This window comes from Psychrobacter sp. Arc29 (assembly GCF_041431175.1).
Lineage (GTDB): Bacteria > Pseudomonadota > Gammaproteobacteria > Pseudomonadales > Moraxellaceae > Psychrobacter.
Genome location: NZ_JASMRR010000002.1, coordinates 409,422 through 435,652, shown reverse-complemented (window position 1 = coordinate 435,652; position 26,231 = coordinate 409,422). Strand labels below are relative to the sequence as shown.

At 42.3% G+C, this 26,231-nt stretch carries 21 protein-coding genes, 2 tRNA genes and 1 pseudogene; 11 read left to right on the top strand and 13 right to left on the bottom strand.

The window, feature by feature from the left end; genetic code table 11:
* Positions 1–89: 89 nt before the first annotated feature.
* From QO189_RS04785 to recN, 9 genes and pseudogenes are all read right to left on the bottom strand, one after another.
* On the bottom strand, positions 90–698 hold the full coding sequence (locus QO189_RS04785; protein ID WP_371531744.1) for a class I SAM-dependent methyltransferase: 609 nt from the start codon (positions 696–698) through the stop codon (positions 90–92).
* 410 nt (positions 699–1,108) lie between these two features.
* Positions 1,109–4,138, bottom strand: coding sequence for an ATP-binding protein (locus QO189_RS04780; protein WP_371531743.1), 3,030 nt, complete (start codon positions 4,136–4,138; stop codon positions 1,109–1,111).
* Between the two features lie 164 nt (positions 4,139–4,302).
* On the bottom strand, positions 4,303–4,641 hold the full coding sequence (locus QO189_RS04775) for a DUF3817 domain-containing protein (protein ID WP_371531742.1): 339 nt from the start codon (positions 4,639–4,641) through the stop codon (positions 4,303–4,305).
* Between the two features lie 68 nt (positions 4,642–4,709).
* Complete coding sequence (gene xerD, locus QO189_RS04770; RefSeq protein WP_371531741.1) at positions 4,710–5,648, bottom strand: site-specific tyrosine recombinase XerD; 939 nt, start codon at positions 5,646–5,648, stop codon at positions 4,710–4,712.
* Positions 5,649–5,791: 143 nt separating this feature from the next.
* Positions 5,792–6,004: pseudogene (gene tusA, locus QO189_RS04765) on the bottom strand (sulfurtransferase TusA); the annotation flags it as partial.
* A gap of 57 nt (positions 6,005–6,061) precedes the next feature.
* Complete coding sequence (locus QO189_RS04760) at positions 6,062–6,565, bottom strand: hypothetical protein (RefSeq protein WP_238035941.1); 504 nt, start codon at positions 6,563–6,565, stop codon at positions 6,062–6,064.
* An 86-nt stretch (positions 6,566–6,651) separates the two neighbouring features.
* The gene (gene ruvX / locus QO189_RS04755; RefSeq protein WP_371531740.1) at positions 6,652–7,233 is read right to left on the bottom strand and encodes a Holliday junction resolvase RuvX; all 582 of its coding nucleotides are present in this window, start codon (positions 7,231–7,233) and stop codon (positions 6,652–6,654) included.
* Between the two features lie 79 nt (positions 7,234–7,312).
* Positions 7,313–7,876: a YqgE/AlgH family protein gene (locus QO189_RS04750; RefSeq protein WP_058023618.1), complete on the bottom strand. Its 564-nt coding sequence runs from the start codon at positions 7,874–7,876 to the stop codon at positions 7,313–7,315.
* Positions 7,877–8,034: 158 nt separating this feature from the next.
* Positions 8,035–9,714 (bottom strand): DNA repair protein RecN, encoded by a 1,680-nt coding sequence (gene recN, locus QO189_RS04745; protein WP_371531739.1) that lies wholly within the window; start codon positions 9,712–9,714, stop codon positions 8,035–8,037.
* A gap of 719 nt (positions 9,715–10,433) precedes the next feature.
* On the opposite strand from recN, the gene QO189_RS04740 reads away from it, so the two are divergent.
* Complete coding sequence (locus QO189_RS04740) at positions 10,434–10,769, top strand: pyrimidine/purine nucleoside phosphorylase (protein WP_058023616.1); 336 nt, start codon at positions 10,434–10,436, stop codon at positions 10,767–10,769.
* 246 nt (positions 10,770–11,015) lie between these two features.
* Positions 11,016–11,786, top strand: coding sequence for a 23S rRNA (guanosine(2251)-2'-O)-methyltransferase RlmB (rlmB, locus tag QO189_RS04735; RefSeq protein ID WP_075105863.1), 771 nt, complete (start codon positions 11,016–11,018; stop codon positions 11,784–11,786).
* Here the strand turns inward: rlmB and coaE are convergent.
* From coaE to pilB, 4 genes are all read right to left on the bottom strand, one after another.
* The gene (coaE, locus tag QO189_RS04730; protein WP_371531738.1) at positions 11,749–12,435 is read right to left on the bottom strand and encodes a dephospho-CoA kinase; all 687 of its coding nucleotides are present in this window, start codon (positions 12,433–12,435) and stop codon (positions 11,749–11,751) included. The two genes, rlmB and coaE, sit on opposite strands and share 38 nt — an antisense overlap.
* A 104-nt stretch (positions 12,436–12,539) precedes the next feature.
* Positions 12,540–13,442, bottom strand: coding sequence for an A24 family peptidase (locus tag QO189_RS04725; protein WP_371531793.1), 903 nt, complete (start codon positions 13,440–13,442; stop codon positions 12,540–12,542).
* A gap of 7 nt (positions 13,443–13,449) precedes the next feature.
* A complete protein-coding gene (locus tag QO189_RS04720) occupies positions 13,450–14,673 on the bottom strand; it encodes a type II secretion system F family protein (RefSeq protein ID WP_371531737.1) in 1,224 nt (407 codons plus the stop codon).
* A gap of 220 nt (positions 14,674–14,893) precedes the next feature.
* On the bottom strand, positions 14,894–16,603 hold the full coding sequence (pilB, locus tag QO189_RS04715) for a type IV-A pilus assembly ATPase PilB (protein ID WP_371531736.1): 1,710 nt from the start codon (positions 16,601–16,603) through the stop codon (positions 14,894–14,896).
* A gap of 388 nt (positions 16,604–16,991) precedes the next feature.
* Here pilB and tpiA point away from each other — a divergent pair, with 388 nt between their 5' ends.
* The 9 genes from tpiA (at position 16,992) to truB (ending at position 25,924) form a co-directional block, all read left to right on the top strand.
* Positions 16,992–17,816, top strand: a complete 825-nt coding sequence (gene tpiA, locus QO189_RS04710) for a triose-phosphate isomerase (protein WP_371531735.1) — start codon at positions 16,992–16,994, stop codon at positions 17,814–17,816.
* A 203-nt stretch (positions 17,817–18,019) separates the two neighbouring features.
* The gene (secG, locus tag QO189_RS04705; protein ID WP_371531734.1) at positions 18,020–18,328 is read left to right on the top strand and encodes a preprotein translocase subunit SecG; all 309 of its coding nucleotides are present in this window, start codon (positions 18,020–18,022) and stop codon (positions 18,326–18,328) included.
* A gap of 142 nt (positions 18,329–18,470) precedes the next feature.
* A tRNA-Leu gene (locus QO189_RS04700) sits at positions 18,471–18,554 on the top strand.
* Between the two features lie 123 nt (positions 18,555–18,677).
* A tRNA-Met gene (locus QO189_RS04695) sits at positions 18,678–18,754 on the top strand.
* Positions 18,755–19,197: 443 nt separating this feature from the next.
* On the top strand, positions 19,198–19,698 hold the full coding sequence (gene rimP, locus QO189_RS04690) for a ribosome maturation factor RimP (RefSeq protein WP_371531733.1): 501 nt from the start codon (positions 19,198–19,200) through the stop codon (positions 19,696–19,698).
* Positions 19,699–19,865: 167 nt separating this feature from the next.
* Complete coding sequence (nusA, locus tag QO189_RS04685) at positions 19,866–21,350, top strand: transcription termination factor NusA (RefSeq protein WP_371531732.1); 1,485 nt, start codon at positions 19,866–19,868, stop codon at positions 21,348–21,350.
* A gap of 148 nt (positions 21,351–21,498) precedes the next feature.
* A complete protein-coding gene (gene infB / locus QO189_RS04680; RefSeq protein WP_371531731.1) occupies positions 21,499–24,234 on the top strand; it encodes a translation initiation factor IF-2 in 2,736 nt (911 codons plus the stop codon).
* Positions 24,235–24,436: 202 nt separating this feature from the next.
* The gene (locus QO189_RS04675; RefSeq protein WP_058023606.1) at positions 24,437–24,826 is read left to right on the top strand and encodes a ribosome-binding factor A; all 390 of its coding nucleotides are present in this window, start codon (positions 24,437–24,439) and stop codon (positions 24,824–24,826) included.
* A 9-nt stretch (positions 24,827–24,835) separates the two neighbouring features.
* Positions 24,836–25,924, top strand: coding sequence for a tRNA pseudouridine(55) synthase TruB (truB, locus tag QO189_RS04670; RefSeq protein WP_371531730.1), 1,089 nt, complete (start codon positions 24,836–24,838; stop codon positions 25,922–25,924).
* Positions 25,925–26,231: the final 307 nt, after the last annotated feature.

Below are 26,231 nucleotides of genomic sequence, written 5' to 3'. Positions count from 1 at the left end.
TAAATGAGCCAACAAAAAAGCACGCTAAATCCATTTTAGCGTGCTTTTTTTGTGACGATCTTTTATGGCTAGATGCTAAAGACTAAAGACTAATCTTTGGTCGCCATGGTAATCGTATAGGTTTTACCTTGTTTGATCTTTTCGCTATTGCCAAACACTTCGGTAAACGAGCGCTTCATAAATTGGCGCAAGCCATTAATGGTCACCACATAAAAACGTCCACCTTTACGCATGCGGGCATAAGCATCGAGGAAATACAGATAATGTTGCTCTTTACCAACTTTGGCGGGCAAGTTCGACATCACCAAACTAAAGTCTTTGTCTTTTGCGACATGGTTGAAGCCATTTGATAAATGCACATCGACATTGTTTAGACCGTTTTTCTCACAGTTACGGCGTGCATATTCTACCGCCATAAAGTCTTTATCAATTAGCGTATGCTGACCATTTGGACATTCACGCGCTGCCGTCATACCAAGCACACCATAGCCACAGCCCAAGTCGATCGAATCATCATCGTCTTGGAAATCTACATAATCAAGCAGCATCAAACTGCCATCATCGAGCTTTTGCGGTGAAAAAATACCCCACGTGGCCGCAAAATCAAACGGCTTACCCAGCACGTCTTGGCGAAAATTAATGTCTTCGCGCCAGTGTTGGGCGTTTTTGAGGAGGTCGGCAGGTGGTCTATGGCTCATGGGATTCTCAGATAATAGATAGCTAAAAGGAGGTGCGTTGTCCAATTAGGACAGTGCGCATCGTGTGATTGGTATTGTAACGAGAAAAGGGTAGGTTTGCAGCTATCTATTCATGGAATTGTATTGGGAGGATTTGTAAGGGGAGCTAATCGCGCCTTCTGCCTGTATCTAAACCTCCAAGCGGGGCGGTCACTATTGACTAATGGCATTATACTTAGTGATACTGCCCTTAGTCTAGTGACGCAACCCGCTCAGACGCACAGGGTATCGCGACAGTCACGGCTAAAAAACCTAGTTCGACTCAGGTTGAATATGTTTCTCACTAAAATTTTAGTGGATGAGTTTTACGTATAGATAGTAAGGTGCAAGACGTATTTTACGATTTAAAATAAAGGTAACCAAATACAAGTTTATTTATCATACTTAGATAGCATAGAGCTATCAAAACTTTTAAAGTTTTTGCTTCTTTCTCTTGCTTCTCTCCACTCACTGTTGTTCTGCATTTTTTCATCTATCGTTTCTACTAGATTAGTATAAAGTTGCGCTATTCTCTCTCGCTTAATTTCTTTGTTTGTTTCCTTTTTCTTCTCCCATACTGCATCAATAATTTCATCAAGGAACTCAGTTGTAATAACCTTTGATTTATCATTGTCAAAAGCTAAGAAAGGAATTAATAGGGAGCTATTAGAAGACTCGCCATCTTTCCCAAAATAGTTTTTATGAAGCTCGCTATAACAAGCTAATTCTGAAAAATTTTTCAATTCATCAATTTTTTTAACTTTATCAGATACAATAAACAATCTCTTTTTGTTGTCTGCATTCAAAATTCCTTTTAAGTATAATAATAGTGAGTTATCAAAGTTAATCTTTTTGTTTCTAGTAAAGCTCATTTGATTATACTTTTCACCTCGGATAATCTCATGACTCCCACCCATTTCATACCATTCATCAATAAATAGCTTTATAAAAAAATCGCTTCCAGATATGCTCGTTAATATTTCTGTATCTCCGATTTCTAAACCGTTCTTAGCAAGGTTGCTAACACTACCTACTTGATCAAATTTTATAACTAACTTATTAACATTAAGTAATTTTTCAAAAGTATTTTTATTGAGTAGTTTTTTTCCAAATATAGCTTTATCTTCATTGAAGAATTTCAGCTTCTTCCATGAGCTATCGTCTTTATAACTCTTAGCTTCGAATCCATACATTCGGTTATAAGCACTAATAACTTTTGTATTCTTAAATTTACTCTCAATTAGATCAGTATGTTTATCAACTAAGTCTTCAAATATGTTTTTAAAATAGTTTTCATCAATAAGTTTTTGTGAGAACTGTTGCTGCCATTTGTTTCTATCAATTTGTAAAGCTTCTTTAGCATTAAATCCGTAAAAGTCTATTGTTCCTGGAACAAAATTGATATTCATATAGCTTACTTTCTGTCCACGGAAGAGGCCTTGCATATCGACATGTAAGTCAGTTAACGATATATTAATCGGATGTAATTGAATATCTATATAAAGATTCTTATTCTCATCCCAAATACGAGGTTCAGTGTGTCTATTATTGCTTCCTAATTCATTCCATCTATCGCTTAAAGTAACAACAGCAGGTGTTTGACTTATAATGGAATTAGATACTTTTTCCATGTAATAATGAGCGTTTACATAGTCGAAGACAGAACCTTTGAGCCTATCAAATCTATCATGTACCTCAAATCCGAAGTCATTCAAGTGATAGCTATGCTTCGATAGCGACACCTTAACAGTTAACTTAGTGCCATAATCTCTACTCATATCATCTGCTAACTCTTCAATAAAACAAAAGCCATTTTTTTTAGTCAATGGTGATGTTAGCTCTATTTTATATGCCTTATTATCTTTTTTGCTTTTTGTTTCAAGTATTATTTTTTTATCTATATCGGGAAGGCTTTCCATTAGTAAGAATGCACTATGCATTCCAATACCAAATTCACCTGATGGTCTCATCCATAGGGGCATCGTAGTTATGATTCTACGTTTTTCAATATTACGGTTTGAACCTGCTATTTGCTGCATATATTCTAAGTCTTTAAGGCTTATTCCTAGACCTTTATCAGAAACTGAAAACTCCCAAATACTAAACTTCTCATCTTTACAGTCCGATACCTTTGCTAAATCAATCTTAATAGGGTATCTAGTAAGAACCTCTTGAACAGTTTTATGAAATGGATGCATATGAGATAATATAGTTTTAGATTCACTTAGTTCACCATATTCAATCCATGCTCTAAGCAAAGTCGCATCTACTGCGTTTTGAATGAGTTCACGAAAAATATTTGTTTTATCATCATATAAATTCTTACCTTGTAATAATTCAATAGCATTTTTTTCATCAATGCTAAACTTCATTGGCTTGTCGTTAATTAGTTTTTTAGAGGTTGTCATTTCTACAGTTAGTTTTTCAACCGTCGGTAATAACCCAAATTTTCTGTGAGGGACTATGTTTTTCCATTGAGACATCTGGTCTTGAAGCTCTTCCTTTATCCACCCAAACCATAACTGAGTTTCGATATAGGCGCTTTCATTATTACACTCAGCTGTAATACTGACAGTTTGATTATCTAATTGAAACTCTCTAATAGACTTATGTTTATCTAAGTGTGCCTGACTTATTGAAGGGGTGTCATAAACTTGTTTTGCCATAACAGGACAAAACCGATTATCATCGATATCAAATATATCTCCTAAACGCAATAAACATGCTACAAACCGTGGATGACAACTTTCAGTGCCCAAACCAGTTTGTCTAAAAGGAAGTTCTGTCATAACGCGCTGAAAGCTTGTACCATGAGCAAGACAGATTTGACCTAAATAAGTGTATATTCTATTTGGAAAAATTTCAGTTCTTGGAGAACTAATACCTAATTCATTGAAAGGATCTCTAATGATTTTTTTAGAGTTTTCTTGATGATGTTTCCTAAACCACTCAGCTATCATCTGTCGGTATTGTTCAATACCTATTTGAGGATGATCATAATTACTTAAGGCTACTTTCCAACCTTTACTTAAATAATTAGATGCAAACTCATATAGGTCAGTAGACTTATCATTTGCTAAAGATTCTACAAACTCTTTAAATTCATCTGATTCTGTTACCTTAACTGCCTCTTTGGCATCAAATAACATACCGATATCATGCCAATATGCCGATTCAAGTATGAGCCATGTATCAGTAGCACTGAGTAATTTCAAGTTTTCACCTAAAAGTCTTTCAATATTTATCAGTATTTGCTTTGAATGAGAAGAGTTATGACTACTAAAATGTGGAAAATATCCAGCAATATTTTCTAATGACTTGCTAACTAATTTTTCGTCAAAACTCCACTGTGCGAGTAGAATTGATGTATTAGAATCTTCTGCTGCTTTGTTTTCTAAATGCTTGATTAATTGCGTACTCATATTTGATATCCATTCTTGATAGAGTTCATTTTTTAATAATAGTGCATTTGTTAGCTTTGTTCTTATTCAAAATCTTATTCCCTGCATGAAGCCCTTCATATAATGTTTACAATCTAATCATTACCACACAGGTATAGGTTTACGTGACCAATATCATTTTAATATTACTTCCCCAAATGCTTCTTTAACACATGATCAAACACAAACGGCCCAAAGGGCAAAAATGAACCAAGCACACCAGCAGGCAACGCCCATAGTGGCATTTTGATTTTATGCGCCGTGATAAAGAGCACCACAATATAGGCGATGAACAACACCCCATGCACAGGCCCGACATAGCTCACCATTTCAGGCATATCCATCATATATTTGAGTGGCATCGCGATACCTAAGAGCAGCAGAAAAGACGTGCCTTCCAAATAACCCATGATGGTCAGTTTTTTCAGCGCAAACTCTTGCGCTTTGGTGAGAGTGGGCTTGGAAGATGGCTGAGCTTGCGACACGGTGTATTCCTCTGGCGATCATGAATCAATATTTAATGACAATTCTGCTCACTGCACTACCCAAAAGCCTATCCACGCGGATGATGCGCGGCATGTAACTGCTGCAATCTTGCCGTCGCTACATGGGTATAAATCTGTGTGGTGGACAAGTCACTGTGCCCTAATAACAGCTGTACACTACGCAGATCGGCGCCATGATTGAGCAAATGGGTTGCAAAGGCATGACGTAAGGTATGAGGTGATAGTTCCTTATCAATACTAGCAATTTGAGCGTATTTCTTAAGCAAATACCAAAAATTCTGCCGCGTCATATAACCACCTTGCGCAGTCAAAAACACCGCTTGGCAGTTGCCAGATTTTAGATGGGCGATCAATTCTCCGCGCCCATGCGACAGATAATCTTCTAGTGCATCGCTGGCGTATTCACCGAGTGGCACCAGTCGGGTTTTATTGCCTTTCCCTGTGATTTGTAGCCAGCCAGAGTTTAGATTGACTTGCTCAAGTGACAGATTAATCAGCTCACTGACGCGCAAACCGCAGGCATAGAGCACTTCTAGCATGGCTTTATCACGCAATCCAAGCGCCATACTGGTATCAGGTGCGGCAAGGAGATTATCGACATCAGCCTCGGCTAAATCCTTTGGTAACGGGCGTCCGAGCTTTGGACTTTTGATACGCTCGCAGGGATTATCCTCGCGCAGATTGCTCGCTATCATCCATAAGTAGAACTGTCGTAAGCTTGAGAGCATACGCGCTTGCGTGCGCGGGGTTTTGTTATCTTGAGCGAGTATTGAGAGACAGTGCAGCACATCATCAGGCTGCCAGCGGGTCAGGGCGATTGGGTTGGTCAGCTCGCAAGAGCGCAAGTCGCGCACATAAGCATTACGGGTACGCGTTGCCAGACCACGTGCTAGCATGGCTTGACGAAATTCCGTCATATAAGACGGCTCATCATCGACTGCCAGCGCTTTAGGCTGCCTTTGCTGTACGGCGCGATCACGGCTCATAGGATGCTCGGATATAGGTCAGATATAAATTAACCACTTTTTTTCTTCACCACATAACGATAGAGCGTCACGCTTGCTGGCGTGGTGTCATCACTATCAACAGTGATTTCATCGGGGTCAGCATCTAGGTTGATATTTTCAGCCAGTGTCTCTTGACTGAGTAGCTCATGACCCAGATGACGACAGAAATTTGGAATGTCGCGCGTGGTAGCAGGATCAGTGGCCAGTATCTCAATCACCTCACCGCTATCTGCTTTGCGGATGACTCGGTGCAGCATCATGACAGGCTCAGGACAGATCAGCCCTTGCGTATCTAGGTGATGGTCGATGGTCGTATCTGGTATAGAAGTAGTCATAGTCATTATCGTAAAGCTAAGTAGATAGGTTTAAGAATGGATCGTTTGTTTAATCGCTTACTGAGGTGTACTGTCTAGATCGTCTACTGCTGCTGTCTCTTCGTCAGTATTTGCCACGTCTAAAAAGTTAAAAAAACGCTTAAAACTGACCTTGAATAAAAATGCCACCCCAAGCCAACAGGACAGCCCTAACCATGCCGTATCGGCAAATAATAAGCCACCGATCAATATGATGGTCGATACGCCAATACTCATGGCAATCATCGATGGCTGATTTAAGCGATAACGATAAACCACAAAAGCATCATAAAGCGTAATGGGAATGGTCAACGCAACCAAGGCATAGGGCAGGTTGTAAAACAGTTGATACAGCAGCTGATTGTCATGAAACATCTTGATACTGGCAATGGTGCCAAAGACTATAAAGGCCAAAATGGCCGCATAAATAAGATAGATCGCTATCTGATTTGCACGCTGCGCGCCTCTAATACGAGCAATAGCAAGCGGAGCAAAACCATGTTGCGACTTAGTGTGCAAGTCTTGGTCTAGGGCAGTGGTCATAGTAATCAGTCATTTATCTGTGAATAGGTACGATGTAGCAAAATGGTGCGACAGAGACAACAGTGTCTTCTACCTATTTTGCCTAATTAGTCTGCTTTGACCGCATCAATAGCGATACTACTATTTGGATCCGCAAAGTAGGTCGACATCAGGATACAAGCAGAGATATCATCAATCGGATCACGTTCATGCTTAATCCAGCCGTTGTCCCATGCGATTTCTCTTGCTTCGATAGAGGTTAAACGCTCATCACATAATGATACGGTCACTGGTAGATGCTGCTCCATAATTCTATGAGCCAGACGCCGCGCGAATTTATGTGCGCGTTTTGAGAGCATGGAGCTGCTACCATCCATATTAAGTGGCAGGCCGACCACGACCTGTGCCACGCCCCAGACTTTTATAATACCGATGAGATTGTCCCAGTCTGGCTGACCATTATTCATCGCCAAGATATCAAAAGCGCGTGCGGTTTGGGTCAAGCTATTACCGAGCGCCATGCCCATTTTTTTGACACCATAATCTAGCGCCAAGATAAGATGCGGCTTTATTTCTGGCTCAGAGTCGCCAAGACCGTTGATATTAGACTCATTACTGTCAATACCATTTATATCAAGATCATGATCTGCAGCTTCTGTGCTATCTACTGTAAAAGTACTATCCACCATAGTGACGGCTATCCTTTATATCTTTATCTATTGTGGCTTTATCTGTATTCGTAGAGCACAATGCATAGAACATGTGCTATTAAGCATGACCGATGTCACTGCTAAGATAGTCAAAATTAACGCCGATTTTGTCAGCGGCGATTTGCCAGCGCTCTTCGAACGGCGTATCAAACAATAAAGTCAGATCAGCAGGGCAGACGAGCCAATCACCATTACCCAGTTCTTGGTCTAACTGTTTTTTGCCCCAGCTGGCATGACCCAAGCACAGTTGATAGTGACCGACGCCTTGACCTGCCGCGATACGCTTTAGAATATCTTGGCTGGTGGTGATGCAGACATTCTCTGAAATCGCAAAAGAAGACGCCCATTCAGGCTGACCTGTATGCAGCACAAAGCCCACCTCAGGATACATAGGGCCACCTTCTAAAGCCACATCTTCCATCACTTGCGGATCGGTCACCTCAATATCCAAATCTTCTAGCAGTTTACCCACTCGCGCCTGCTCTAACGGACGATTGACCATTAGACCTAGTGCACCGTGATTGTCATGGCGACAAATATAAATGAGTGCCTGTTCAAACCTTGGGTCTGACAGCTCTGGTGCCGCAATTAAGAAATGATGGGTCAAATTGGTTTTAGACATAGAAACAAACGCAACCGAATAATAAGGGTGAGAGACCACTATATGGTGATAACCAATAGAAAAGCAAGATTCACGCCAACTGCTATTGATAGCCACAAAGATTTAACAAGTACTTTTTTTGATTAATAGTGCTGGATAATTTAACGACAATTAATATGTTATTTGACATCAGATAGCAAGCTACGAGCATGATCGCGAGTCACATCAGTGATCGTAACGCCACCAGACATACGCGCCAGCTCATCTACCTGCGCGCTGTTGGTCAGGATGATCAGCTCACTTTCGGTCTGTTCTTGATGGTGCTTTTGTACCAGGATGTGCTGGTGCGCTTGCGCCGCGACTTGTGCTTGGTGAGTGATCGCGAGCAATTGCTGCGTTTGCCCAAGCGCGCGTAGCAACTCGCCAACCACTTGCGCAGTACCGCCACTGATACCGACATCGACTTCATCAAATACCAACATAGGCTTGGCGGCATTGTTATCAGCGTTAGTTGCCTGCAAGACTTGCATGACCAACGCCATTCGTGACAGCTCACCACCTGAGGCGATTTTATGTAGTGGCTGCATGGGCATACCGACATTGGCACTGAATAATAAATCAATATCGTAGCAGCCGTGTGCATTGTACTGGCTAGACTCTGTCTTTTTGGTAAAAACAAACTCGCAGCGCGCATTGGGTAGCGCAAGCGGTTGTAGTTGCTCGATAAGCTGTTTGCTAATGGTTGGTGCCGCTTTTGTACGCTCTTGATTTAGCTGGGTGGCCAGTGCTAGATAATTCTGCCAAGCTTGCTCAATTTGTGCGGCCATCGCATCACTGCTCGGCTCGTTTTCTAACTGCTCTAATTGCTCTTGCCACGCTTTTGCTTCATCAATCAAATCGCTCGCTGGCAAGTTGTGCTTACGTGATAAGCGATGACCCAAACTGATAAGATTGTCTAGTGCTTGCAAGCGCTCAGGGTCAGGTAGTTGCTGCTCGGCATAATCTGACAGTAGCGCCGTCACCTCGGTGATTTGTTGCTGTGCCAAATGTAGCTGCTCAGAGGCTTGCTCAAAGGTTTGGCTGACACCAACTTGATGATCGCAAAGTTTGATTGCTTGCCCGAGCAAGGTCATCACATCTGGCTCATCAGTATCATTGTCGAGCAGATGCAAGCCATGGCTGGCCTCTTGCATTAAGGCTTCAATATTAGAGAGCTCTTCGTGCTCAGATTCAACTTCTGCATAGTCCACGGCCAATAGAGGGGTGATGTCTGCTAGTTGGCTTTGTAAAAGTTGAATACGGTCTTGACGCTGAGCCTCGCGACTTGCAATATCATCAGCGCGACGCTTTAGCTGCTGATACTGCTGATAGCTACTGGCTGTCTGACGCGCGAGCGGCGTTATTTGTGCCATCTCATCGAGCCAATTCACCACAAATTGCGGCTTAAGTAAGGCTTGCTGAGCATGTTGGCTATGAATATTGACCAGTAATGCGCCCAAGCTTTTTAGCTCAGCCAAACTGGCGGGCGAACCATTCAACCATGCTTTTGAGCGACCAGTATTGCTCAGCTGCCGCCGAATAAGTACTTCAGGCTCGTCTAGCGCCCGATCGTTTTTGGCAAACCATTCGACAATGACGTTGTTGTTGTCTACATCAAACTGAGCATAAATGTCTGCATTTTCTGCGCCATGTCTGACCATCGCGCTGTCTGCGCGTGCGCCGACACACAAGGATAGGGCATCTAGCAATAACGACTTGCCAGCCCCTGTTTCACCAGTGATGACATTGAAGCCTTCAGCGACACTCAGCTCATGCTGAGCGATCAACGCAAACTGATGTAAAGTTAATGATACTAGCATCAACGCCTCTCATGACAGACAATGAACTTCGTATAAATATTAAGAAGCCATCTATAAAATAAGGTAAATAAAGAAATGAATTTATCTATTTAACGACACTAAATAGATAAATATTGTAGGCAAACAGTATGGTGCTAAATGTGCTTAAATACAAACGTTAAGGGAGTGTATAATCGAATTCGTGGTTGGAAGATTACCACAAAATCATCAAAAACTGGCAATGAGTAATCGCTGTAATATCAATCATTAAGAGGGTTGATTATAGCAAAACCATGTCTATATACTAAGCGCGATTTCGGACAAAATTCATAAAAATAGATTCAGTATCACGATGCGTTAATGGTACAAAAGCAGATAAATAAGTCCATTTGAGCTCAGCATTAAACAGTATTTTCCTAGTCGCTTTAACAAACTTTATAGAGATAATGTGGTAGCATAATCTCACATAATGATAAACTCTTCTTGTTATATTGATGAAATACGGTGCATGACAACGAGTCATGATTTTGTAAAATTACAGGCGTATAGTGAGAAGAGTATGCCAATCAATCATTATTCCAAAGCGTTTTCATAGAACCTGTGGCTACTCTTAGCACGCAGATATCTAGTAGAGAAGGATACCGTACTTAGTGCAGAGAGGTGTGTCGATGATGCAGCTCTAGCGGTAACCAGTTACTTATTTTTTAGTTTTACCATAATTATTTGATAAGGAAGCCACTATGACAGCGGCGCAATTTACTAACGTAACAGTTAATGCCCAAGCGACAGTATCTTATGATGGTCGCTGTTCCAGCCATACCATTATGTTTGAAGACGGTCGTCATAAAACCTTGGGCGTGATCTTACCTTGTGATAACTTGGTTGAGCATTATCACTTTAGCACCAATACATCCGAGCGTATCGAAATAACCGGCGGCGAGTGTGAAGTGAAAATCAATGGTGATGACGAGTTCAGCTACTACCGTGCTGGTCAGTCGTTTGTCGTCGAAGGCAATAGCGGTTTCAATCTACGTACCGAAGAAATCGTCCAGTATGTCTGCCATTTAGAAGGTTGATATTATCAACAATGCGATTAAGTTCAAATTGGGCGTGGTTAAGCTAGTACCATCAGTGAACAGCTAACGCCATCAAATATTAATGACCAAACAATAAACAATATCAGATTGATATTGTTTATTTCTGTTTTTAGTGCTGACTTAATCGCTCCCTTATTGGCAACGAGTTGCAGTACTCAACGTCGATAATATTCTTCTTATTCCATCGCTTAGCGCGATATCCACCTGATATTTAATAGGCCTATTATGGCAAAACCCATTTATTTTTACGGCATTCATGCCATTGATGCGTTACTTAAACACCGCCCTTTGGATGGTCTTAGCTTGTTTGTGCAACAGGGACGCGAGAGTGACAGCCATGTACAAGCCATTATGGCTGAGGCGGAAGCTAATGGTATCAGTATCCAGCCGACCCAAAAAGATAAGCTGACACAGCTATGTGGTAGCCCGCAGCATCAAGGCGTGGTACTCAATGCTCGTCCGCTAGGTTTTGCTGATGAAGGTCTACTTGATACCATTATTGGTCGCGAACAGTGCTTATTATTAGTGTTAGATCAAATCACAGACGCACATAACTTTGGCGCTTGCTTGCGTACAGCCGTAGCAATGGGTGTGGATGCCGTGGTTTGTCCGAAGCATCATGCAGCAAGTCTGACGCCCACAGTCGCTAAAGTATCCGTTGGTGCCGCAGAAATGATGCCGATTATTAGTGTCACCAATTTGGCACGTACACTTTCGCAAATCAAAAACGCAGGAGTATTTGTGTTTGGTACAGCACTCAATGCCGATGCTAAGCCTATACACGCCGCTGATCTGACTGGTAAAACCGCCATCATTATGGGGTCAGAAGGAGAAGGGATGCGTCGCCTGACAATGGAGAGCTGCGATGAGCTGGTCTATATTCCGATGTCAGGAAACGAGCACGGTAACCTACAAAGCCTAAACGTAAGCGTCGCTACTGGTATGGCTCTATATGAGGTTAATCGCCAGCGAACTTTAGCTGCTGGGCAAGCGTAAGGTACTCTTGGTGTAAGGGTTCTAGCTGTGAGTATAGAGAGGCAAGGTCGCTCTCGTTGAGTATGACATCATCTGCATGACGATTGCGCTCTTCACGACTGAGTTGGTTGGTCATAATGGCTTTGATTTTTTGAATACTTTGATCATCACGCTGACTGGCACGCGCAAGTTGCGTGTCTTCGGTGGCATCCATCACAAGGATACGTTGGCATAAATTGGCAAGACCCGCTTCAGCTCCCTCAATGAGTAGAGGTGCGGACAATACCACATAAGGTGAGGTACTAGACTCTAACTGTGCTTTCGCTGTCTCACGTATCGCTGGATGCGTGATCGCCTCAAGCTCAATAAGCGCTTCAGGGTTTGCAAATACATGCGTGCGTACAGCGGCTCTATCCATTGACCCATCACTATTTAATACCCAATCACCGAATCTTTTTTGGATTTTGCGCAGCGTATCGCTGCCTTTAGTAACGATCTCATGAGCAATCACATCGGCATCGATAATATCGATCCCTTGCTCAGCAAACCAAGTACTAGCAGCGGATTTGCCACTACCGATCCCGCCTGTTAAACCAACGACGAGTGTCTTGTTTTTTGTCTGTAGACTTTGTGATTGACGCGAATAAGATTGTGCGGCTTTATTTGACATAATGATGGCTTATTTGACAGAGATAGTAAAAGCAGTGACCAGTAAAGAAATTGCTTATTAATAATTGTGCTTATAGATTAGGGTAAAAAACTTACTATCAAGACTTAGTAAGTATACATACCAAGATACCAGCTGACGATATCTGAGCCGTATAACAAAGCAACAATGCCTGCGATAGCAATGTAAGGACCAAAGGCAAAAGGCCTGCTCTCACCTTGTTTTTTCATCAAGATTATCCCGACGATTGAACCAAGCAAGGATGATAATAAAATAATTAATGGCAACATCATGGGTCCGAGCCAAGCACCTAATACTGCTAATAATTTAAAATCACCTTGTCCCATCCCATGTTTCTTAGTGATTAAATAGAATACTTTGACGACGATCCATAGTGATAAAAATCCAAAGAGTAATCCCCATATCGACTGCGTTGGTGAGACAAACCAGCCTTGTGAGTTGACCGTCAATCCTAGACCTGCTAGTGGAAAAGTTAGGCGATCGGGTAATAGCTGCGTATCAAAATCAATACCGGTTAGAGCCACTAGTGTCCACACTAAAACGAGCGCTGACAATCCAGTTGCATTGACGCCGAATTTGTAGATCACGAGCACCGATAGTAAGGCGGTTACTAGTTCAACTACAGGATAACGCAGACCAATCGCAGCTTTGCAGTTTGAGCAGCGCCCTCTTAATGCCAGCCAGCTGATTAAGGGTATGTTTTCATACCATTTAATCTTATGGGCGCAATGGGGGCAGCGTGAGGCAGGTCGACTCAAAGTAATAGGTTGGTCAGCAGCTACGATATTCGCTATGGGTAGCGTATGCTCGCGTGGCATATCTGCCTGTTCAATCATAAATTGGCTACATTCTTGTCGCCAACCATAAATCATCATCAGCGGTATACGATGAATCACAACATTTAAAAAACTGCCAATACAAAGACCTAATAAACCAAATACGACCAAGGCTAAAGTTATATTTTCTTGTAGTAACGCTATAAATTGCATCAAATCATTATCCTACTACTGAGCCCATTTGGAAGATTGGTAAGTACATTGCAATGACTAAGCCACCAACCAATACACCCAATACTGCCATGATCATAGGTTCCATTAAGCTGGTCAAACCATCAACGGCGTTGTCGACCTCATTCTCGTAATAGACAGCGACTTTATCTAGCATTTCTTCCAAGCTACCAGACTCTTCACCGATACCGACCATTTGAATGACCATGCTTGGGAATAAGTTGGTTGAGCGTATTGAGAACTGTAGCTGCTGACCAGTCGAGACATCGTTTTTAATTTGCTGAGTGGCATTGTAAAACACGACATTGTTGGTCGCACCAGCAGTAGAATCTAGCGCATCAATGAGAGGTACACCAGCGGCAAAAGTTGTAGATAGGGTACGAGCGAAACGCGCAATAATTGCTTGATAAGCAATATTGCCAAAAATTGGCGCTTTTAATACCGCACGGTCTAAAAAGTCACGGAATTTTTTTGAGCGTTTTTTGGCTTCTGAAAAACCAACAATCGCCCCACCGATCAAGATAATTAAAATAAACCACCAAGACTGCATCCATTCAGACATACCCACTACCATTTGTGTAAAGGCAGGCAGCTCTGCACCAAATGAACTAAATAAGTCCGAGAACACAGGAACCACTTTTATTAATAGAATCATAGTAACAATAATAGCCACCACGATAACAGCAATGGGATATTTCATGGCTTTCTTAATCTTTGCTTTGAGTAGTTCGCTTTTTTCTTTGTAAGTCGCTACACGCTCGAGCATCGTCTCTAGCGCACCAGATTGTTCGCCAGATTCGACGAGTGAGCAGAATAGATCATCAAAGTAACGAGGGTGTTTGCGCAAAGCGGAAGCAAAGGTACCACCTGCTTCGATATCGGCTTTGATTTGTAGCACCAAGTCCTTCATACTTGGGTTATCAAGCGAATCTGCCACAATTTCAAAGGACTGAGTCAGTGGTACACCTGCTTTCATCATTGTTGCCAACTGCCGAGCAAAAATCGCAATATCAATGGCTTTGATGGATTTTTTGAAGGTATAGAGCGGTTTTGGTTTCTTTTTAATACCTTTAACCGTGATCCCTTGCTTGCGTAAAGTTGCTTTGGCTAACTCTAAGCTACGACTAGTGGTTTCACCTTTCACCTTTTGCCCGCGTCGGTTCACGCCATCATAGACAAAGTCCAACAGCATGTCAGTCTTAGCTTTTGCCATATTACTACCCTCGAAATTGCCTAATATAGATATTGCAAACATAAAGCAGGATACCAGACAAAATCATTGGCTGGCATACTTTATTTTAGCGCAAAAAACCAGTGCCTATCTGTTTTATTTTTAGATATATCTATTAGATAATATTTCTAATTTTGGAGTTTTCAGAAAGCAAAATACTAGAAGATTAACAGTTTCATATACGGCTTAATATTTATACGGTTTATTCAGAAGTAACACGCATCATTTCTTGAATACTGGTGACACCTTGTAGAACTTTTAAAACCCCAGAACGGCGCAGATCTCGAAAACCGTTTTTGAGCGCCGCATCTTTGATATCTATGGCATTGCCATCTTCCATAATGATACGTGAGATGTCGGGGCTGACCTTCATCACCTCATAAATACCCACACGACCTTTATAACCTTCACGGCATTCATTGCAGCCTACTGGCTCATAAATTACATTGTCTGAATTGTCCAAGTCTGTATCAGTAAAGCCGATCTCTAGTAGGCTTTGCCGTGGAATATTAATCGGTTTCTTACAGTTTTTGCATAACCGCCGCGCCAAACGTTGGGCAATGACTAAGTTGACTGACGTTGCAATGTTAAAAGAAGCCACACCCATATTACGCAAACGCGTCAACGTCTCGGGTGCTGAGTTGGTATGTAAGGTCGAGAGTACCATGTGTCCTGTTTGTGCCGCTTTAATAGCGATCTCGGCAGTCTCCAAGTCACGAATCTCACCAACCATGACAATATCAGGATCTTGACGCAAAAAAGACTTGAGCGCATTAGCAAAGGTTAGACCCACTTTAGCGTTAACATTGACCTGATTGATACCCTCAAGGTTAATCTCCACAGGGTCTTCGGCGGTTGAGATGTTGGTGGCACCAGTGTTTAAGATATTGATACCCGTATAAAGAGAGACTGTCTTACCAGAACCAGTGGGACCAGTAATTAGCAGCATACCTTGCGGCTTGTGCAGTGCCTCTAAAAACATCTCCTGCTGATCAGGTTCATAACCTAATGCATCAATGCCAAGCATCGCTGATGAAGGATCTAAGATACGCAAAACAATTTTTTCACCGAACAAAGTTGGTAACGAGTTCACACGGAAGTCAATGGCTTTAGTTTTAGAGATTTTGAGCTTGATACGTCCATCTTGCGGTACTCGGCGCTCTGAGATATCCATCTGTGACATGACTTTTAAGCGAGCTGCGATTTTGTTGGCCAGTTGGACTGGCGGATTGGCTATCTTTTCCATCACGCCATCAACACGAAAACGTACTCGGAAAGATTTTTCGTAAGGTTCAAAATGTAAATCGGAGGCACCCATGCGAATGGCATCGACCAGCATTTTATTGACGAATTTTACGACAGGCGCTTCATCGATACCATCACTAAGCTTGGTTTCGTTCTCTTCTTCTTGGCCATCATCAAAATCAACATTTAAATCACTGTTGGAGAAGCTGTCAAAGCTCTGCATCGTATCAGCGTAAACGCTTTCGATACGCTTTTTTAGCTTGTTTTCTTCAACAACAATCGTTTCAATAGATAAGCGAGAATTAAAGGCAATGGCATCAATAGCATCAACACGAGTTGGATCACTGAGCGCTACAAATAAGCGTTGTCCGCGCTTAAATAGTGGCAATGCATTAAACTTACGGACGATTTTCTCATCGACTAAATCCTTTGGAATGACATCAGTGCTGAGCGCATCAAGATCGAACAAGGGATCGCCAAAGGCTTGTGATAACATTTGGGCAAGGTGATAAGAATCAGCCAGTTTATTGTCTACAAGGTACGGCACCAATCCTATTTGCTGCTGCTGCGACTCAATCTGTGCCGTTTTCATATTTGCTTCGCTAACGACACCATCACTGATGAGCTGCTGCGCCAGACCACCATATTTACTGGTTGTAATAGACATTATGACCTCTCCTTGATAAAGGGTTTGCACACCGCTTTAGAATACAGACTACTATATATGTTTTAATATATTTGCGGTAATCGATACGTATTTTGATTCAGCAAGTTATTTTTACTTCTTTCGTAATAACTTAGAAAGCGTTTAATAATATTTAATTTCTGTTGAACACAATATACGACTTTACTTGATTTTAGTTTAAAGGCTTTCTACAAATGATTAAACAATCAATACATCAAAATCTCTGCTTTTAGCTGTCATTTTTGAACATAGGTATTGAAAAGCGCTGCTGCTTCTGGCAGCACACTACTATAGCACTTACGAATTATTTGTTATACTGGCGCGCATATGAGCCGAATTGGCGCGAATACATGAGACAAGGTAAATAAGTATGCAAGCTTGGGTGATCGGTAATTGGAAACAGAATCCAGCAACTAGCCATGATGTTGATGCGCTGTTAGATGACCTGCTGACTAAGGTTGATGCTAAAAATCAAGCTAAAACGCCAACCTCTAGTAGTCAATGCAAATTGATGGTAGCACCAAGCTGTATCCATTTGGCCGCAGTCAGTGCACGCTTAGCAAATAGTTCAATAGTCAGCGCTGCTCAAGACGTGAGCGCTCATAGTGCAAGCACAGGCGCTTACACCGGAGACTGCTCAGCGCAGCAAGTCGCAGATACAGGAGCCACTTGGACGATACTTGGTCACTCTGAGCGTCGCCAGTATCATAAAGAATCTCATGACTGTCTAATAAATAAACTGTCTCATGCGTTTTCTCAGAATCTTGGCGTGGTGTTCTGTATCGGCGAAACGCAAGAACAGTATGATAATGGCCAAACACTTGACGTTATCAATGAGCAACTCTCAGTGATTAAAGATATGCTTGCTCAGCAACCAGATTTAGCAGCATCGTTATCTGAAAAGCTACTCGTCGCTTACGAACCTGTTTGGGCAATTGGTACAGGTAAAGTGCCGACTGTGGCAGAAGTCAGTAAGACTCATCAGCATATCAAGCAAACCGTTGCGGGATTTGCTGACATAGCAGGTGCGATTACCGTACTGTATGGCGGTAGCGTTAATGCTGGTAATGCCGATAGCTTTGCTGCTGACGCTATGATTGATGGTGCTTTGGTTGGCGGGGCCTCATTGAAAGCAGATAGCTTCTTAGCGATCGCTGATGCTTTTAGTCAAGCGAATGCTGAATCAAATAAATAATGCTCAGATATCAGTATCATAGCTGACAGGTAGTATGGTTTTATCAGTTGGTAAAAGTAGGTTTAACAGTACCCTTGCAATCGTGTACAATGCGCCTTATTTATATAATCGATTTGGCATCATGAGATGTTAGTCATTATTTTTATTAACTTTACGTTTTATTTTCCGTTATCAGTCGTCATTACGCGGCAAAAGAGGCCACCATGTTTACGTTTATATTAGCCCTGCATATTATCGTGGCCATTGCCATGATCGGCTTGATTTTGATACAGCATGGTAAAGGGGCAGATGCTGGGGCTTCTTTTGGTGCCGGCTCATCAGGTACGGTATTTGGTGCAGCGGGAACCGCCAACTTTTTGACGCGTGCGACTGCAGTATTGACGGTCATATTCTTTATTACCAGTATGACGCTGGCTGTTCATGCGCGTAAGCAAGCAGAAGATCAATTTCGTTTAGATGCACCAGTATCAGTACCGCAAACGCCACGTCCATTGACACAAAATCCTGAATAAGTGGCTTTTGAGTAGTCAGCGCTTGCTATTTTGGTAGGTTACATTTACAATGCTTTTCTGTTTTCGCAAGTCCTTATCTATTAATGCCTACCTTACGCATTATATATAGTAGATAGGAAGTTAGAAAACAGAGTAGCAAAATGCGATTGTGGTGGAATGGTAGACACGCCATCTTGAGGGGGTGGTGGCGAAAGCTGTGGGGGTTCAAGTCCCCCCAATCGCACCAAGTTTCACAGACGCAGCATAGCGTCAGGTTGGATTTTTAGTAGCAACCACTTAATTTATAATTATTTTAAATAAAGTGTTGACACTTCTATATTATCTCCCTATAATATGCGTTCTAGATTGATGCGGGGTGGAGCAGTCTGGTAGCTCGTCGGGCTCATAACCCGAAGGTCGTTGGTTCAAATCCAGCCCCCGCTACCACTTTTTATACTGATGTTTTGTACACTAAATTTGTCAGTACCGATTAACCCACCATAACGTTTGTGGGTTTTTTTGTATCTGAAGGTCAGTGTTATCGCGGTATCTATCCTACTTATGCTAAGCTCTAGGTCTATAGAGTACGATATTACTCGTCACTGGTCATCATCGGCCGCCACTGGCACGATGCTCCTTAAGCAACACTATCTTTTATTCCTCACGCTTTTATCGATAGTAGTGCTTTATAACTAATAAAAGCATTGTTTGGCTGAGCTTGATGTTTTTTAGGCTCGTCCCTATATAAACGCACAACACCTGTTATATGTTTGTGGTTTACCATTATATAATGACCGTAATTCTTACTATATATAAGTACGAAAAGAGCAAAGCTTTGATACGGTTTACTAAATACGATAGATAAGCGAATAGGAAAATACAAAGAGATTATGAAGCTTTCGACTAAAGTTGCAGAACTGACTAATATTATTGCCCCTGCTGTGGCCGCTTGCGATGTGTCGCTATGGGGTATAGAATTTGCGCCACAAGGCCGCCGCTCTTTATTGCGTATTTATATTGAGGCATTGCCAGAAGAGCAAGCCCAAGATAAGCACGTCACTATCGAAGACTGTGCCGCAGTGAACCATCAAGTAAGCGGTATTCTCGAAGTCCATGATCCTATCGCTGGTGAATATATTTTAGAAGTGTCTTCACCTGGTTTTGACCGTGCATTTTTCTCAGATGAGCAGATGCATGCCTATGTTGGTCAAACAGTAAGCTTGCGTTTGATTCAAGCTATCGGCACAGGTGATCAAAAACGTCGCAAAGCAACAGGTACATTAGATAGTATCGATGAAAACGCTTTAAAACTGACGTCAAGCGATGGTGAGCAGTTTGAGATTGCATTAAGTAATATCGATAAAGCCAACTTAGTTTACGAAGATGCCTAAATATATGATGCCTAAATATATGATGCCTAAATATATATTGTTAGGCAGCTGCTCATAGATTAGCAGTGTCATCTTCAAATAGCTTATGTGGCTTATAGCAACTATATAATAGCAACACCCAAATTATAAAATTTAAGTCAATTAAAAAATGATAGGACAGGTATAGCATGAGTCGTGAAATCTTAACGGTAGTAGAAACTGTCAGTAATGAAAAGGGCTTAAATCCTGAAGATATCTTTGAAGCCATAGAAGACGCTTTGGTGGTATCGACCAAGAAAAAAGTATATACCGAGCAGCCAGAAGTGGCTGTGCGAGTAGCCATCGACCGCGCAACTGGCGATTATGATACTTATCGTTACTGGACCGTGGTTGCAGACGAAGATCATGAAATGCCTGCTTGTCAGCTTGCTATCACAGATCTTGATCAAGAAGAATGGTCAATTGGTGATATCAAAGAAGAACAAATTGAATCGATTGAATTTGGTCGTATTGCAGCCACTCAAGCAAAACAGGTCATCATCCAAAAAATCCGTGAAGCTGAGCGCGCACTTGTTGCAGACGCTTTTGAGCCACGAGTTGGTGAAATGATGTATGGCGAAGTCAAGAAACAGACACGTGATGGCTATATTATTGACTTGGGCGACAATGCTGAAGGATACTTGTCACGCGATCAAATGTTGCCACGTGAGCAGTTACGTGCAAAATCGCGTATCAACGCTATCTTATATCATGTAAACCGTGAAAACCGCGGTGCACAATTATTGTTGTCTCGCACGCATTCTGAAATGCTATCAGCATTGATGCAAAAAGAAGTACCAGAGATCGCAGAACAAATTATTGAAATTCGTAACGTCGCTCGCTTGCCTGGCACCCGTGCTAAAATAGCCGTGAAGACCAACGATCATCGTATTGATCCAGTCGGTGCCTGTATTGGTATGCGTGGTACACGTATCCAAGCAGTACAGCAAGAGCTAGATGGTGAGCGTATCGATGTCGTGGTGTGGTCAGATGATCCTGCTCAGTTCATCATCAGCTCTTTAGAGCCAGCTGATGTCAGTAGCATCATCTTAGATGAAGACACTCAAACAGCAGATATTATTTTTAGCACCAATGATCAGTTGGCCCGTGCTATTGGCTCTCAAGGTCAAAACGTACGTTTAGCTTCTGAGTTGACTGGTTATAAGCTAAATATGATGCTTGAAGAAGAGTACAAACAGCGCCAAGAAAACGAATCAAAAGCATTCATCGAATTATTTTATGAGCGCTTAGAAGTTGATCAAGACTTAGCACAGGCATTGGTTGATATTGGTTTCACCAGTATCGAAGAAGTCGCCTATGTGCCAGTTGAGACCTTCTATGATATCGAAGGCTTAGATGATGAAGCAATCGATATGATTCAAGAACGTGCTAAAGATGTCGTCATCGCTGACGAGTTGGTCAAACAACAGAACATGAAAGAGCCAAGTCAAGAGCTCCAAGAGCTTGAAGGTATGACAGTCAGCTGGGCCTATAAAATGGCACAAAAAGACATTATTACCGTTGATGATTTGGCAGAACAAGCCGTCTTTGATCTAGAAGATATCGAAGGATTAGACTCTGAAACTGCAGGAAAACTCATCATGAAAGCTCGGGAATCTTGGTTCGATGAATAAGCGGTAACTGCATATCGCTGTCTTTTGGTGATATGCTATTGAGAATAAAGCGCTGATATCTATTTATAAATATCAGCCTTAACCCAATCATTTGTAGCCAACAACTGAATTGAACATATAGCAAATAATAGACAGTAGGTGATAATAAATGGCAGATAAGACCGTCAAAGAACTGGCAGAAATGGTAGGCAAAACTACAAGTGCTGTAAAGCAGCAATTAGTAGATGCTGGCCTGCCTGCTCGCGCAGAGGATGACTTAGTCACCGAGCTTGAGCAAGAAAAGCTGGTGACGTATTTAAAACAAAGTCATGGTCAACAAGAAAAGCGTCGTATTAGTCTGAAGTCTAAGACCACTAGTACCGCGCGTGTGACTGGCTCTTCGGGCAAATCTAAGAGCGTCAATGTTGAAGTGCGTAAAAAGAAAGTATTCGAAAAGCCTGATCCAGAAAAAATGGCTGAAGAACTAGCAGCGCGCGAGCAGGCTCTCATTGAGTCTCAAGAACGTGCAGCGAAAGAAGCCGAAGAACGTGCCGCTACTAAGAAAAAAGCGGAAGAGCGTCAAGCAGCAACTTTAGCAGCGATGCGTGCAAGCCTAGGCTCTAGCAAAAAATCAGACGACAAAAACGATGATGTCTCTACCTCAGTTGTCGTTAAAAAAGGCGGTAAAGCGAGCAAAGCCACTGTTGAAGTTAAGCCTAAAGAGCAGCCAAAGAAAAAAGTTGCTGCTACGAAGCCTAAAGTGGAAACCGCTGCTGAGCGTAAAGCTCGCGAGACTCGTGAGAAAGAAGAAGCGCGTTTGCGTGAAATCGAATTAGAGACTCGCCGCACTCAAGCTGAAGAAGCACAAAAACGTACACTTGAGCAAATGCGTAAAATGGCTGGTAAATATACTGACCGTGAGCCTGTTACTGAAGTGCGTAAAGATGAACCATTGGCTGAAGGTCTGGTCGGTGATGCATTAGAAGAATCATTTGAAAAAGAACGTCGCGAAATCAAACGTGGTGCAAATAGCACGGGTACTCGCGGTCGTCGTCGTAAGAATCAAGATGAGCGTGAGATCAAAAACCGTAAAAATGGTTTGCGTTCAACACAAGCATCACAGCATAAGTTTGAAAAACCAGTCGAAAAAATCGTCTATGATGTTGAGATTAGTGAGCAAATTACAGTTGCTGATCTTGCTCAGCGTATGGCGGTTAAAGCTCGCGAAGTCACTAAGCTACTCATGAAAATGGGCGAAATGGCTCGTGAATCAGACACGATTGATCAAGCAACTGCAAGTTTACTGGTTGAAGAGATGGGTCATAACCCAGTACCAGTCAGTGATACTAAAGTGGAAGACGATCTACAAGATGCCGTTGATGAGCGTAGCAGTAACGTTCAAACTCGTCCGCCAGTAGTGACGATCATGGGTCACGTCGATCATGGTAAGACATCACTGCTTGATAAAATTCGTGAAACGAAAGTTGCGAATGGGGAAGCGGGTGGTATTACTCAGCATATCGGTGCTTACCACGTAAAAACCGAGCGCGGTGTTATTACTTTCCTTGATACCCCAGGTCACGCGGCCTTTAGTGCGATGCGTTCACGCGGTGCTCAGGCAACTGATATTGTTGTACTTGTCGTCGCAGCTGATGATGGCATGATGCCACAAACGGCAGAAGCGATTGATCATGCACGTGCTGCTGGTACGCCGATTATTGTCGCTATTAATAAAATGGATAAGCCAAGTGCTGATCCTGACCGTGTTCTCAATGAATTGACAACGAAAGAAGTCATCTCAGAAGAGTGGGGCGGTGACACACCAATGGCACGTATCTCTGCCAAAACTGGTGAAGGTATTGACGACTTACTAGAGTTTATTAGCTTACAAGCTGAGCTAATGGAGCTAGAAGCGCCACTAGACGGTGCTGCACAAGGCGTGGTTATTGAATCAAGACTTGAAAAGGGTCGTGGTCCTGTTGTTAGTGTCCTAGTTAAGAAAGGTACATTGAAACAAGGCGACTTGGTTCTAGCTGGTGAGCATTATGGTAAAGTTCGTGCACTAACTGACGAGCATGGCCAACGTATCAAGTCGGCGGGTCCGTCTATTCCTGTAGAGATTTTGGGCTTGCCTGAAACACCTGCTGCTGGTAGCGAGTTCCTAGTTGTGACGGATGAGAAAAAAGCTCGCGAAGTTGCGGACTTTAGAACCAACCGTGAGCGTGAGCGTCAACTGGAACGTCAGAACGCCATGCGTCTAGAGAGCATGTTCGATCAGATGGGTCAAGGCGATGTGTCATTTTTGAACATCGTATTGAAAACAGATGTGCGTGGTTCACTTGAAGCTCTACTAGCTGCCCTAAATGAATTGTCTACTGATGAAGTAAAAGTCAGAGTCATCAGTTCAGGCGTTGGTCCTATCTCTGAGTCTGACGTAACACTTGCAGAATCTAGCGAAGCGGTATTGTTAGGCTTTAACGTTCGTGCAGATGCCACCGCACGCCGTAAAGCAGATACTGCTAACATGGATATTCGTTACTATAGTGTCATCTATGGTTTGATCGATGATGTGAAATCTGCAATGAGCGGTATGCTGGCTCCTGAACATCGTGAGAAAATCCTTGGTGTTGCAGACGTTCGTGAAGTATTCCGCTCTAGTAAGTTTGGTGCGGCTGCTGGTTGTATGGTGGTTGAAGGTACAATCTATCGCAACAAACCTATCCGCGTATTGCGTGATGACCAAGTTATCTTTACTAGTCAATTGCAATCATTACGTCGCTATAAAGAAGACGTCAATGAAGTACGTACTGGTATGGAATGTGGTCTGGCCGTTCGTGGCTATGATGTCGAAGCTGGCGATAAGATCGAAGTCTTTGAAATTCAAGAGTTCGCCCGTACTATCTAAAGCCGCTGTTCGATAGCAGAGTATGTAGCAATGCAATATGCCAAATGTGCTGAGCATGCTAAATACTCTGTCGATATTCAGCTGTACTTAGGCCTATCAGGTACACCCTGCTAGGCCTTTTTTAGCAAATATCATTACTACATTTTTTAGCAAACAGTTCTATATATTAATAACAATAAGCCCATTAAAGTAAGGTAACAACATGAACCAACGTCTACAACGCTTATCCGATCAGATCCAGCGTGAGCTTGCTGTTCTTATTCGTGATGAAGTCAATGATCCTCGTCTGACAGGTTTTGTCACAATCTCCAGTGTCAAAGTTAGCCCAGATTTAGGTTATGCAGATATCTATGTCACTATCATGGAGCCTGAGCTCAATGATGCCATGACTAAGACCAATCACGAAGAAAGCGTCAAAGTACTGAATAAAGCCGCAGGGTTTTTGCGTACTGAGTTGAGCCATAGTCTAAAAACACGTACTACGCCGCGTCTACGCTTTCACTATGATGAAGTGACTGCTCGCGGTAACTACATGATGGACTTGATCAGCAAAGCCGTCACCAAAACTGAGCAAAACGAGAATGACGAGTAAGTTATTATTATGTCTATAGCGTCTAAGCAACCTAACAAAAAAGCCAGCAAAGCACCTGAAAAAATAAAAGTTTCAGGGGTTATCTTGGTGGACAAACCCAAAGGTATGACTTCACAGCAAGTTGTGTCAAAAGTGAAGTATTTGTTTAAGTCACCGATACACGATAGCAAAAAGGCTGGTCATACTGGTACGCTTGATCCGATGGCAACTGGTTTACTGCCGATTTGCCTAGGGGAAGCGACCAAGTTTAGTCATTATCAACTGGATGCTGACAAGTCCTACCAAGCAACGATTTTGCTGGGTAGTCAAACCGATACGGGTGATGCAGACGGTCAAGTGGTGGCACAATCATCTATTCCAACATTTGATGATGCTTCATTGGTTACTATTGCACAGCAGTTTCTGGGCCCTCAGCAGCAGATACCACCGATGTATTCAGCATTAAAAAAAGATGGCAAAAAACTGTATGAGTATGCCCGTGCTGGTATTGAAATCGATAGGCCACCGAGAGATATCACTATTAAGGCTATCGAGCTGCATGCGATTGACGATATACAGATTCGTTTGACAGTCACTTGTACCAAAGGGACTTACGTACGTGTGTTAGCAGAGGATATCGCGAAAACATTGGGTACGCTTGGACATTTAACGGCATTGCGTCGCACGCAAGTCGGTAATTTTAGTATTGATGAGTCTATTGCCCTATCGACTTTAGAAGAGAAAGACTTAGATAGCCGACACTCTCAGTTATTGCCTGTCGATGCGTGCATTGATATCGACGCTGAATTGATATTGACTGAAGAACAATGCGCGCGCGTACATATGGGACAGCGCTTAAACGTATCCGATAGCTTGACAGGTAAGCTTAGAGATTATGTTGCAAGCAATGCTGCTTATCAAATATCCAATGCCAGTGAAGCAGAAACTAGTACTGTTGGTTCTGATATTTGTAATGAAGGCAGCATTGATATCTCGCAGCCTTTAGAGCACGAGCTACCTGTTGATATACGCTTGCTAAGTGAGCAAGGAGCATTTCTTGGATTAGGGGCCGTTAGCCTTAATGGTCGATTACAGCCTAAAAAATTGATTCAGCGCTGATAATAGAGTGATTGCTATAGCTAATCTGTTAACTGAGTCCTATTCAATTTACTAATAGTTTACACTAATCACATACCGTCACATTTTATTGCAGGTTTCACCTATGGTGAAACCTGTTTTTTCTGTACAGTGGTTACACCAGCTAGGGAAGGCTGGATCAAAAATAAAGTGGAAGAATGATATAACAATAGAAAATAAGAATAAAAAAGCATGTAGAAAGGATATTCTTTAATAAGAAAAAATACGTCAGAGGATGACTATTATTAACGCAACAATCATTTATCAAATAATAATAAATAACAAAAAC